The organism is Paenibacillus sp. J22R56 (assembly GCF_056269375.1).
On the sequence record NZ_JBWDNV010000001.1, the window covers coordinates 755,097 to 768,599 of the forward strand.

8 protein-coding genes are annotated in these 13,503 nt (G+C 48.8%); all 8 read right to left on the reverse strand.

Annotation, left to right across the window (positions count from 1 at the left end; all coding sequences use genetic code 11):
- Window positions 1-239: 239 nt before the first annotated feature.
- Complete coding sequence (locus tag AC0YNT_RS03235; protein WP_475803299.1) at window positions 240-1,376, reverse strand: bifunctional cystathionine gamma-lyase/homocysteine desulfhydrase; 1,137 nt, start codon at window positions 1,374-1,376, stop codon at window positions 240-242.
- Window positions 1,377-1,390: 14 nt separating this feature from the next.
- Window positions 1,391-2,308, reverse strand: coding sequence for a PLP-dependent cysteine synthase family protein (locus AC0YNT_RS03240; RefSeq protein ID WP_475803300.1), 918 nt, complete (start codon window positions 2,306-2,308; stop codon window positions 1,391-1,393).
- A 43-nt stretch (window positions 2,309-2,351) separates the two neighbouring features.
- Window positions 2,352-2,993, reverse strand: coding sequence for a class I SAM-dependent DNA methyltransferase (locus tag AC0YNT_RS03245; protein ID WP_475803301.1), 642 nt, complete (start codon window positions 2,991-2,993; stop codon window positions 2,352-2,354).
- Between the two features lie 166 nt (window positions 2,994-3,159).
- Entirely contained in the window at window positions 3,160-5,400 is a 2,241-nt protein-coding gene (locus AC0YNT_RS03250; protein ID WP_475803302.1) for an ATP-binding cassette domain-containing protein, read from the reverse strand.
- A gap of 175 nt (window positions 5,401-5,575) precedes the next feature.
- Window positions 5,576-6,634 (reverse strand): S-layer homology domain-containing protein, encoded by a 1,059-nt coding sequence (locus AC0YNT_RS03255; RefSeq protein WP_475803303.1) that lies wholly within the window; start codon window positions 6,632-6,634, stop codon window positions 5,576-5,578.
- A 55-nt stretch (window positions 6,635-6,689) separates the two neighbouring features.
- Entirely contained in the window at window positions 6,690-11,201 is a 4,512-nt protein-coding gene (locus tag AC0YNT_RS03260) for a glycoside hydrolase family 3 C-terminal domain-containing protein (RefSeq protein WP_475803304.1), read from the reverse strand.
- 368 nt (window positions 11,202-11,569) lie between these two features.
- The gene (locus tag AC0YNT_RS03265; RefSeq protein ID WP_475803305.1) at window positions 11,570-12,784 is read right to left on the reverse strand and encodes an MFS transporter; all 1,215 of its coding nucleotides are present in this window, start codon (window positions 12,782-12,784) and stop codon (window positions 11,570-11,572) included.
- A 71-nt stretch (window positions 12,785-12,855) separates the two neighbouring features.
- A complete protein-coding gene (locus tag AC0YNT_RS03270; RefSeq protein WP_475803306.1) occupies window positions 12,856-13,455 on the reverse strand; it encodes a TetR/AcrR family transcriptional regulator in 600 nt (199 codons plus the stop codon).
- Window positions 13,456-13,503: the final 48 nt, after the last annotated feature.

Sequence of the window (13,503 nt, forward strand, 5' to 3'; positions counted from 1 at the left end):
GTACTGCTATTTCACAGCACTATTGACTCATTCTCGTTAGGTTGGATTTTGTCCAATAAAGCTTCATTTAGTTACTGGACAAGGTAGGCTAGATCAAATCCAACATAAGTCCGGCCAGGGTAACTGCAAGTTAAATTAGACTGTAGTAAATCCAACTTACGCCTCCTGATCGGACTTAAAGAGCAGCAAAAAAGGCTGTTCCACCAGCCGCACTGGCTAGGAACAGCCCCTCACTTCCACTATTCTCCCAAGCTCTGCACCAGATCTGCGATCAGATCCTCCCGGTCCTCAATGCCAACCGAGATGCGGATCAGCCCATCGGTAATACCAAGCAGCTCTCTTCGTTCCTTCGGAATTGATGCATGCGTCATTCGTGCAGGAACAGAGATAAGGCTTTCTACCGCGCCTAAGCTTTCAGCAAGTGTAAAATATTTCACTTTCCGCAGCACTTCCGCTGCCCGCTCCGCGCTTCCGACATCAAAGGAGATCATTCCGCCGAAGCCAAGAGCCTGCTGCTTTGCCAGCTCATGCTGCGGATGCTCCGCCAAGCCGGGATAATAAACCTTTCGTACCGCTGAATGGTCAGCAAGAACACTAGCGATTGCGCGGGCATTCGCCTCATGCGCCTCCATACGAAGCCCTAATGTCTTCATCCCCCGCATCAGAAGCCATGAATCATGAGGACCAAGCACGCCGCCAACGGCATTTTGAATATAATGCAGCTCTTCGCCCAGCTTCTCATCTGCCGTTACAACCAGTCCAGCAACAACATCGCTATGCCCGCCTAAATATTTGGTAGCCGAATGAACAACAACATCAGCGCCAAGCGTCAGAGGTGTCTGCCAATACGGCGTACCAAACGTGTTGTCTACGATAAACATCAGGCCATGGGTCTTCGCCCAGGCGGATACGGCAGCAATATCCGTCAGCTTCAGCAGCGGATTCGTTGGCGTTTCGACCAGCAAAGCTTTGGTATTAGGCCGCATTGCCTCCCCTAGGGCAACCAGATCCGCCGTATCCACGAAGGTAGCCTCGATGCCAAGCCGCGCCAGCACGCGAGTTACGATCCGGAACGTTCCGCCATACACATCATCGGTTACAAGCAGATGATCACCGCTATCGAGGCGGGACAGCACCGTATGAATAGCGGCCATCCCCGAACTAAATGCGAGCCCACGCGCTCCTCCTTCTAGCTCCTTGATCAATTCCTCCAGCGCATGCCGTGTCGGGTTGCCCGTACGTGAATATTCGTAGCCGCGGTGAACGCCAATATCATCCTGTTTATAGGTGCTGGTCTGATAGATCGGCACACTTACGGCACCTGTATGCGGATCAACCGGCGTACCGCCGTGGATCAGCTTCGTTAATCGCTTCATCCTTCGCAGCCTCCTTACTCCCCGTAAATCTGCTTGCTGAGATACCTCTCGCTGCCATCCGGGAACACCGTAACAATTCGGCTATTATACGGGGCAAGCTCCGCTTCCCTCAGAGCAGCTTCAAGCGCAGCACCGGAAGAGCTGCCAACGAGCAGTCCTTCCAGCCTTGCCAGCTCCTTCACACGGGCAAAAGCATCATCATCCGTTATCGTATGAATAGCATCGAAATAGGAAGGATCCATAAACGGAGCCAGCTTTTCCACGCCAATCCCCTCCGTCCGGTGGGAACCTGCCGCTCCGCCCGCCAATATTGAGCCCTCCGGTTCGACAATCACGGTCTTCAGAGACGGGCTTTGCTCCTTCAAATAGCGTGCTGTCCCCATAAAAGTACCGCCGGTTCCCGCACCTGCAACAAAAATATCAATCTTCCCCTCCAGCTCCTGCCATAGCTCCGGACCAAGCGTTGAATAATAGGCAGCAGGGTTAGCCGGATTGGAGAATTGTGACGGTGTATACGCTCCCGGAATATTCCGTACAAGCTCTTCCGCTTTACTTATTGCTCCGAGCATTCCTTCTGAGGTTGGAGTATGGACAACTTCCGCACCAAGCGCACGCATTAATGTCTGCTTCTCGATGCTGAATTTCTCAGGTACAACAAACATCACTTTATAGCCAAGCCCAATCGCGGCAAGTGCCAAGCCAATTCCAGTGTTGCCGGCTGTCGGCTCTATTATGGTTCCCCCAGGCTTCAGCTCTCCCCGCTCCGCCGCGTCGTTAAGCAGCGCAAGCCCAAGACGGTCCTTCACGCTGCCCCCGGGATTCATCATCTCCAGCTTAGCGAATAACCGGATACCTGCGGGTAACGGAAAACGGGTCAGTTCAACGATTGGTGTATTTCCGATCAGCTCACGGACATTGCGATATACAGCCATGTAAGCATCTCTCCTCTGCTGTTTCCATCTGGAGGTGCAGTTTCTAGGCCAGCTTGACTGCTTCCAGCAGCCAGACATAACGATTGAGGCGGGTGAAGCTGACCGTAAATCCATGCTCCATAAACAGCTTATTCAGGATCTCCAAAGACGTATAATATTCCGTGCGCAAATCTTGATAAAGATTCAAAAACCCCGCTTCAAGCGCAGATTGTTCAATCTCATGCCGCTCCTCCGCACTGGCAAATGATGTATCTGCGAATACAACACGCCCTCCAGGGGCAAGCAGCTGGCTGTACAACGCGACTGCCCGCTCTTTCTCCACATCCGTCAGATGGTGAAAAGCATACGTGCTTACAATCGCATCAATCGAAGACGGCAGTGCCGGAAATTCCAAAAAGTCGCCGTCCAGGAGCTCCATCGGCAGTTCTCGCTTGAGCACCTCCCGGCGCATCCCTTCCGAGGGCTCTATTCCATATACTTTATCGCTCTTCGCAAGCAATTTCTCGGTCAAATTACCTGTGCCAACGCCAAACTCTACAACCGTGCCGCTTACCCTCTCCGCTACTGCTTCGAGGATGCGGTCATATCCTTCGAATACTTCCCGATATTCCACATCTTCCCCGGCAACCGTACGATCATAAGACTCCGACCATTCGTCAAACAGCGCTGTAAACTCTCTGCCCATCTGTACGTATGCTCCCCTCGTGCTGCCACAATGTGTTGCTTGCTATCAGCATATGTAGCCGGGCTTTATTTGTTCTCAATATCCAATCCGTTTAATGGGGTTTAAAAAAAGAAACAGCCCTGCTCAGCTTGACCAATAGCATCAAGTGAACAGAGCTGTCTATTCTCTACAAATACTTTGCTGTAACCGAACGCTCGCAAGTCAAGATCCCTGCCGGCGGTCCTTCGTATATCATTTCCCCTCCGCCTGAGCCGCCATCCGGCCCCAGATCAATAATCCAATCGCTCTTGCGGATCACGTCCAGATTATGTTCAATCACAATTACTGTATTACCTTTCTCGACCAGCTCATTAATAATATTCAAAATGTTGGACACATCCGACATATGAAGACCGGTTGTTGGCTCGTCGAGAATATAGATATTGCCTTTCTTGTTCAGCTCTTTACCCAGCTTCAGCCGTTGGCATTCGCCGCCTGAGAGCGTTGAAAGCGGCTGGCCTAAAGTCAGATAACCAAGACCCACCAATTCCAGACCCTTCAGCTTAGTCCGGATGTCTTTGGCTTCGAAGAAGTCTTCTGCTTCAGCAATCGTCATTTCCATGACAGCAACAATATTTTTCCCTTTGTACTCATATTGAAGCACTTCCTGCTTGAACCGATTGCCGTTGCATTCGCTGCATTCGATCTCCACCTTATCCATAAACGACATGTTCAGCTCAATCGAACCTGTTCCGTTGCAGGCCTCGCAGCCGCCCTCGGAGTTAAAGCTGAACAGCCCGGCCGACACATCATTAGCATCCGCAAATGCTTTACGGATCGACCCCATAATGTCTGAATAGGTTGCTGGATTGGAGCGGATATTGCCGTTTACTGCACTTTGATCAATCCGAATCGCCTCGGGAAAATCATGCGCAAACACTTGATTAACAAGTGTACTTTTACCTGAGCCCGCTACACCAGTTATAACCGTGAAGACGCCTTTAGGAACGGAGAGGCTGACGTTCTTCAAATTATGAAGGCTGCTCCGCTTGCTTTCATAGAATTCCGAGACTGGCCTTGGATTAGCATTCAATTCCTCATGACGGGTTAAATACTCGCCTGTAAGGGTTCCCGATGTGAGCAAGCCCTCGTAGCTGCCGCTGTACATAATCTTTCCGCCGCCTGAGCCAGCTTTGGGTCCAACATCAATGATATAATCTGCCACTTGAATGACATCCGGGTCATGCTCGACGACGAGTACAGTATTGCCTCTGTCACGGAGCTTGACCAGAAGTTCATTTAGACGGTATACATCTCTTGGATGCAGACCCGTACTAGGCTCATCGAAAATGTACATTAGCCCTGTTAAGCTGCTCGACAGATGCTTGACCATCTTCACCCGCTGGGATTCACCGCCGGACAATGTTGCCGTCTCCCGAGTTAAGTCCATATAGCCTAGTCCGATTTCAACCAGATTTCGGAGGCGCTCCACAAGACCATCTACGATCGGCTTTGCCACCGGGTTGTCGAGGCGTTGCAGTACATGTATCAGTTCATCCAACTGCAGGACGGTCATGTCGTAAATCGAATAACCCATCATTTTAGAAGCTAGAACCTTCTCGTTATACCGTTTACCCTTGCAGACAGGGCATCTGCCGGTCGTTGTAAACTTGCTCAGCTTATCGGCACCTTTGGAGGAAGTTACCCTGTCGGTCTTAACATTCTGACGCATAAACCGGACTGCAAGCCCCTCATAGGTAGCGTTAATATCGCTCTCCTGATAAGTGACGGTAACCTTTTGCGGCTCTGCGAACAGCAGCTTGTCCAGTTCTTCTTCACTAAAGTCTTTAATCTTCTTATCGTTATCAAAGAAGCCTGATTCCCCATACGTCTTCCACTGCCAAGTACCTGGCGCAAAAGCCGGAAGCAGAATGGCTCCTTCGTTTAATGATTTATCCATATCCAATGCGGCTTCCACATTTAGCGTAATCGACCTGCCGATCCCTTCGCATTCGAGGCACATACCGCTTGGATCATTAAAGGAATAAGCATTGCTGTAACCGATATGCGGCTCGGCAAAACGCGAAAACAACAGACGCAGCAAAGAGTTAATGTCCGTAACTGTACCAAGCGTAGAACGGGCATTTCCGCCAAGCCGTTTCTGGTCAATTACAATCGCCGTAGCTAAATTTCTAATTTCATCAGCTTCCGGCCTGCTGTAACGCGGCAGAAAAGTCCGGATAAAGCTGCTATACGTTTCGTTCAGCTGCCTTCCTGCTTCCTGAGCGATCGTATCAAATACGATGGATGACTTGCCTGAACCGGATACCCCTGTGAAGATCGTGATCTTTCCTTTCGGGATCTGTACACTGACGTTCTTGAGATTGTTCACTCTTGCGTTAACGATTTCGATAAAATCCTGATTCATAGATTGGTATAAGCCTCCTTCGAATTTGGCACTACTCTTTCAGGCAGATGTTCAGTCTATCAGTAGGAGATACGAGATTTCAAGCGAAAATATTCAGTATTCGCAAACTTTACGCAGAATATACGAAGAAGCCCGGAATCACTAGGATTCCGGGTTTCTAACCGTGCAGTATCAGCTACTTATTATAATCAACAATTCGCAGGATCATCGTCACAGCCTCAGCCCTATTCGCAGAATCTGCAGGTACAAACTTGTTATTACCCCGGCCGTTCACAAGACCGGCTTTAACTGCAGCTGCAACAGCCTTCTTCGCCCAAGACGGTATGCTGTCTGCGTCTGCGAATGTAAGCTGACCGGCTTGCTCCGTATCCAGCTTAAGCGCGCGAACGGCTATTACAGTCATTTCCGCACGGGTGATCGGAAGATCAGGACGGAATGTTCCGTCTGCAAAGCCCTTGATCCAGCCTGCAGCTACTCCGCTCTCCACATAAGGCTTCGCCCAATTGCCGATTTTGTCATTATCCTTAAAGGCTGCAGCCGAATTATCCCCATTAAGAGATAACTGCAGCGCACGCGCCAACATCGTCACAAATTCCGCCCTTGTAACCTGCTTAAGCGGTTTAAACGTACCGTCTGTATAACCATTGACGAAGCCAAGCTTAGCCGCTCTCGTAATGGCCTCCTGCGCCCAGAAGTTTGCAGCAACATCTTTAAATTCGCCGCTGACATTCGTGGAAGCCAGGATATTCACCTGTACGGTTTTATTTGGCGTTTGCTTATCGGCTGTCAAATCCGAGCGGACAATCTTAACGGATTCAATAACTACCGAAGCCTTTCCTTCTGCTAATCCATTAAACGTAAAGGCAGCTAGAGATTTAGTCCCGGAAGCACCTGAAACCGAACCCACCTTTGTATAAGCGAAAGTTACCTTATTTCCCGATTTAATAGGAGAGATTGCGAAGCCGTTTTGTTCGGATGTACTGTTTTTCGGCAAAACATTATTCGCTGATTGAAAGGAAAGCTTGCTTGTATCGTAAGAAAGGACGATCTCATAGCCATAAACATCCTTCAATTCGTTCCCGTTAACCGTTACGATTAACGCATTATTCACGCTGACGCTCGTCTTATCCGTACCGATAGAATAAGAAGCTGTTGCCGCTGACACCGAATTAACCGCAACACCGGACAATAGCAAACATAAGGCGATTGTAGATAAGAACCATTTCCGCAGCATCGATAATCTCCCCCATGAAAGCAGGAGGAAGGGTCACCCCCTCCTCCTCTTTGAATTAAGATTGCAGAATTTTTTGCGCGATCATGACGAGGTCGGAAATATCGATAACACCGTCATTATTAAGATCCATCCGTTTTATCGCATTCCAATCTGTGGATTGCGATGTTTTGCCATAGTTGACGGACACTTGAGCCAGGTCGAGCACGCTGATTCTATTGTCACCATTCACATCGCCTACAACCTGCGTTACAACAAGCTGCTTGAACGCTTGAAGCGCTTGGCTAAGTGCTGCAACAGCATCTTGAACCTGCTGCTCAGTTGGTGTACCTCCAGCAACTGTAATCGCTGCATCAATTGCCGCTTGCAGAGTTGCTTTGGAGCCTGCAGGGTATTGACCAAGTGCTGTTCCTTCAACTGCAGCATCATGGAAGGCTTGTGCTTCTGTGATCTTATCAAGCAGCGCATGATTATTGACGTACAGAATTTGAACGCTTAACGAATCACCCGGTTCTGCCGTAATCTCCGTAGTACCGTCCGAGAATAAAGCGTTTGTGATCGCGAAGGCTGCTGTTTGGTTTTGCGTAAGCGCCTTGGCTTTCAAATTCAACTTGATCACATTACCATCGGCCGATACGGCATGGTCCGGACCTTCACTGACAAGCAGGATCCGCACGGTTCCAGGATCATCCGAATCTGTACCAACAATGCTCACACCATCCGCCAGAGATTCCGCACTTAGGAACTCAACCGCGCTGGAATCATAGCTTACCTCAATATCCTGAGCGAGCAGCGGTGAAGATACATGGCTTAAACCAATGTTAAGGCTAAATGGAGCATTGGAGTAGACTTGATTGACTCCGTTCAGGGAGGCTTTAAAAGCTCCCGCAGCGTTGACAACCAGTGAGTTAGTGACGGAAATCGAAGTCGTATTGGTATCCGTAACCGTAATCGTCACCGTATACGGGCTTGCTTCGTTTGTTCCTTCAGCAGGGGTTCCGGTAATTCTTCCGGTCGCTGGATCGAAGGTCAAGCCATCTGGAAGTCCCGTCACGCTCCACGTATAAGGAGCGGTGCCGCCAACAGCACCAAGCGTCAGCTGCTGATCGTAAGCACTGCCGATCTCTGCGCCCGGCAGAACCGCATTAGCAGCCGGAGAACTTATCGTAAGCTCATTTTCCGTTACCTGCATACTGTCGATACGCAGATCCGGCGAGTCGAACACGACATATACCGTGTGCTGCCCTTGCGGTGCATCATCAATTGTGGCTTCAACTTCTGTAAATCCAAGCTCTCTAACCGTTTGATCCGCCGCAGTCGGCATCGTGTAGGTAGATACACTCGTTACCGGCACTGCGATTGTTGCAAATGGCTCATTGGTCGGAGAGTCGGCTCTTAACGTAATGTTACCGCCGCTTCCATTACTCGCAACGCTGGCTACAAGGGTGTTAGCTCCGGTGAAGTCAGCTTTCGGAAGGGCTACCCAGGAGCCTTGTTTCTTCGAATTAACGGTGTAGTATTCGCCTGCTACTTTGTCGTCTCTCAAGCTCTCTACCGTCCGGGCTTTGGAAGCCTCCGAATAGTTCACATAACTTGCAGCAAAGGCATGATCGAACACATTAAACTTATCTGTTGCAGGGAGGGTAGAAAGCTGATCACCTGCAATCGTAATATTACTTGTGTAGCGGATATCATCTGACGAATGGCCTACCAAAAGCGAATAGGAGCCGTCCTCTACGATGTAATCTCCCTTATTCACATCCCAGATAGCGAGATCCTTAGGATCTACAGTCAGAGTAACCACTTTATGTTCACCTGCTGTGAGCGATACTTTCTCGTAACCAACAAGCTTCTTCTGAGGTGTCTCGGCACCGTATGCGGAGCCATTTTTCTTCGCATACAGCTGTACTACTTCTGATGTTGCAATATTGCCCTCATTCGTAATTTCGACGGACACGTTGAATGGCGAGCTGCTGCTGGTTGTAGACGGAGAGACGAAGTCTTTGTAAGTAAATTCAGCGTAACCAAGTCCATATCCGAATGGATACGTAACTGGAGCACTCGTATACATGTACGTTAATTTCGTTTCAACCGGATCTGCATTAAACATATCAACGGTATAACGCGGATCGATCTGGCTTAATGTTGTTGCATTGCCTTCTGGAATCGAATACTTATCGATTGCTGGCAGTGCAGACATATCTGCATACCAAGTGGAAGACAATCTTCCCGTAGGTGCATAGTCGCCATAGAGTACATCGACAAGACCTTGCGCATCGAACTCACCGGAATATGGCTGTTCGACGATGGCAGATACGTTAGGGTCATTTTGAATAGCTTCCATAATAACCGGCGAGCTTGCAAGCAGTACCACAATCGTTTTCTTGTTCTTCGCTGCGAAAGCCGCGGCTGCGTTCTTCACCAGCTTGTAATCATTAGCCCCAAGGTACAGATCGGCACGGTCATTGCCTTCTGCCGCACTGTTGCTTGGATGCGCGCCTACGAATACAAGGGCATAATCTTGTGTTTCGGCCAATGCAGCTGCGTCCGCGCCTGCTTCCTTCACTGTTGTTTTCTCAAACTTCACGTCATCGCCGCGTGTATTCAAGTTCGCTTGATTACCGATAGCTGCAGCGCCAGTTGCGATCTTGCCATCCCCTGCAGTTGTCAGGAATCTGCCGCTGTATACACCCGTCTGGAAGCCTAACCCGCCGGAGATAATGGAGACGGAATTGTCCGCATTGCTCTCGAAGCGAAGCTTAGCAGGCACAGTGCTGTTATTACCCAGAGAAGTAAGAGTAGACCAGTCCGGGTTTGTGAGCAGCAGGCTTGCTGTTGCCGTATTCCCAACGGCCGAGTTATTTGCGGTTGGAGCTGTAACCCAGCGGCTGTTTTCCTTGGAGACAAGACTTGTCGCTTGCTGACCCCAATCATAAACCTCGAACAGCTGGGCGTTGTTGAATGTCTCTCCAGCTGGCGTATAGTCAGCTGACAGTTGCGCTCCTGCAGCAGATCCAGCAGTCAGGTACCTGCCGTTTGCCTTAGATTTAAGCGCGATAACTTCGCCGCCTGTATTAAATTGCACATTGGAAGCGCCAATCGTGTTCAAGATAGAGAATAATGGTGTTTTCCCTGCCGTCGGAAGGCTTGGAGTGCTCGCCGAGTATTGGGCTTTCATACGCATATCGGCATAAGCTCCGATGACAGCTGCTTTTTTGTTTTTCGCCAGAGGGAGCGCATTGTCCGTATTTTTCAACAGTACAACGGTTTCTCTCGCAGCCTGCTGAGCAACCTCTTGATGGGCTGTGGTGCTAAAGCTGGTGAGATTGGAGGATACATCCTTTGCCTGGCTGGCAAAAGGATAATATTTAGGAATACCATTCTGATCCACTTCGTTAAATATACCTGCGCGGACAAGCTGATTGATAAGTGGACGACCAGATGCTTGAACATCCTGTAAGGTAATGCCGTACAAACCTTCTTTAACAGCGTTCGCCAGTGTCACGACATCCGTCTTATCCGTGCCGCTTGCCCGAACAGATTCCGAATGACCAAGCACCATAAGCGCAAGCGCATGTTTGCGGTCTAAAGTGTATTGCGTGTCATAACCGTTCCCGAAGCTTGTGTTATACAAATGCTGCTCCCCGTTAAAGTCCGGCGAGGAGTACATGCCATACTTGGCCATGTTATCGCCTAGAATCATGTAAGGAGAAATAATATTAGGAATACCGTTTGTACGTCCGAATGAGGTCATGATGCCAGATACTGAACCCGACTGTAATCCCTTAAACGCAGATGGAGTCTGATACTCGTAAATGGATCTTGCTCCGGCTGCCGTACTGGAAGATTGCCGGTACCACTCCGCGTTGTACATGGAGAAATGCTTGGTTCCTACAATTGCCCGGATCCAGAAGCCGTCTTCACTCGAGCTTTGATCCGTACCGGACAGGCCTGCTGCCATATTGTCGATCATCGTTGCCGACAAATACGGATCTTCACCATAGCCCTCTGGGAAACGTCCGTTAAGCGGGTTAATACGCATATCCGATAATGCAGTGAAAGCAATCAGTCTGGACGTATTAGAACCGTTGTGAATATTAGCTGTGCCTTGTTTTACATTGTTTTGGCTGATTTTCTCACTGCCCATCACTTGCCCTACTTGAGTCAGAAGCTCCTTATTCCAAGTCTGCCCCAAACCTACAAGAGCCGGAAAATCCGTTGATACTCCATACACGTTATCTGCCGCAGAGATGCCCCCAGGTACGGTTTTCCCCTTGATCGGATTGTCATCCATAACGAACGTATAATTGTCGCGGATACCCGTTGCATACAAGGCTGCACCTTCAAGCCCGACATAATTAAAGTAAGTATCAACGAATGCATCCAAGTGCGAAGGAACTCCATCAAACAATGGCATTCCATCAAAAATGCCGCCAACCTGCGTGTTAAAGCTAACCGCATCTGCTGAGACTTTACCGGGCATTACCTGCAGTGAACCGCTAAGCAATAATGTACCTGCCAATAAGACCGACGTTACTTTTCTTCTCTTTAGCCCCTTCGTACTGACCATGCTGACACCATCCTATTCATCCCAATTTAATGATTGTGACTGACGATGGATGCTTGCTAAGCTTGCAACGGCTAGCCTTCCTCCTCTCGGAAGTAAACAACTGATTTGTCGACACCCTTAGTGTAAACGCTTACTTTAAAGTCGGTAAGCGCCTCATTTTTTGGGATAAGTTGCTCTTTTTTTTTGATAATGGCATTAAATAAGTGTAAACGGCTACGCCGTCCTTAGGAGGAGCAGCAAACGTTTCGCGAAAAATATAATCCCTCATAGAGAGAGAGAATCTATACGTGGGCTTATATTTAAAAAAAACAGACGCCGGTATAAAAAATACCGACGTCTGTATGAAGGAACGGGAAGTCAAAGAACTATCACGTACGCGTACCTTGCAGACTTCGTTTCCTTTCACTTAACGTCAACAGGAAGCTTACAAGCAGAACTAGACAAGCTAACCCGTACGGATAGTTAATATCGATATCAAACAAGAATCCTGCGATGATGGGTCCTGCAATATTGCCAAGACTAGTGAAGGCGGAGTTCAGGCCCGCTACATAACCCTGCTGATCCTTTGCCACCATCGACATCTGCGTACTGATCGCCGGTCTTAATATATCGATTGCCAGGAAAATAATAAACGTAACAGCAAATACCATCCAGAATTGATGGACAAACAGCGTCAGCGCAATAAACAATCCAGCGAACAACAAGCAGATCGAAATGACACGCTTCTCGCCAAACTTCTCCAAAATCCAGCTGAAGATGGTCACCTGGACGACAGCGCCAGCGATCGAGCCAAACGTTATAATAAAGGCGATATCCTTAGGCTCATAGCCGAACTTATGATCAACGAACAATCCAAATACGGTCTCAAAATTCGCAAGCCCAAAGGACAAGACAAATACAATAATCAAGCTTAAGAAATAAGGCTCGCGATAGGAATGCTTCAGTTGGCTAAGAAAGCCGCCCTGTCCTTTTGCTTTAATTGTAGACGGAGCAGTTGAGGACTCTCCCACTTCCTTTACCGGTCTCGACTCCCGCAGACTCACCAGATTGATGAGGGCTGCAACAAGACCTGCTGCCCCAGCAGCATAAAACGGTGCACGAATTCCGAATTCGGCAATATAGCCGCCAATACCAGGACCGATAATAAATCCGGTTGTAATCGCTGCGTTGATAAAGCCCATTCCCTTGGCACGTTCTTCTTTGGTTGTAACATCAGCTGCATAAGCCATAACCGCAGGCATAATCATTGCTGCAGCAATGCCGCCGAGCAACCTCGACACAAACAGCAGGACGGAAGAAGAAGCAAATCCGAACATCGCTTCCGATACAGCAAATACAATCATCCCAATGACGATCATCTTTTTCCTGCCGAATTTATCCGACAGACGTCCGGCGAGCGGCGAGAACAGAAGCTGCGTCAGCGAAAAGGCAGCGACGAGAAGGCCTACAATCCCTCCCGTAATGCCCAGCGTCTCCATAAACTTCGGCATGATTGGGATAACGAGCCCAATCCCCGTGAAGACTAGCAGTAAATTAAACATCAGGATGAGCATTGCTCCCCGATTTTTTAGCAACAACGTCATTCTTTATTCCCCCGATTTCCAAGCTGTCATAATACTGAATATTCATTCTAGATTATTGCGTAAAAAAAGGCCTAGCGGCCCGACTTGGCAATGCCGTGTAAGAACACATCTATCGCCAGCCGGTAAGCCGCCAGCGCTTCATCCCGTTCCATTCTTCTCGTATGCTGATTTAGACCGTACATCAGACTATCCAGAATAATAGCGAGTCCGGTCACATTCGTCGTTTCGAATTCACCATTATCGATCCCCCGCTGCAACAGCTCTCGGTTAAAATCAATATAACCTTTAACCATCTCATTAATGCGCTCTTCTACTTCAGGATTTTTCTCTGCATTGTAAAAAAACTCATCAACAGCCTTAGTAAGAGGGTGATTCAGCTGATCTTCCGCCAGATGCTCTGCCATCCCATACAGCTTATCGATGGTTGTCGGGTAAAGAGGCTCCTTCGCCAGCCAGTTCACTTCCCACTCCGTATTCCAATCCTCGATCAGATGCAGGAACAGTCCTTCCTTGCTTTTGAAATGATAATAAATGTTGCCTGCACTGCAGCCTGTCGCTTTCACGATATCTTCAATGGAAGTCGCCTTGTAGCCCTTTTGCACGAATAAAGCTCGGGCGGCATCAGCTATCTTCTTCTTTGTCTGCTCGGTTTGCTGCTGCTTCTTATTCATCTAGTCTTCACCTCACTTGAGCTCCGATCATTCATACTGAACATTTAT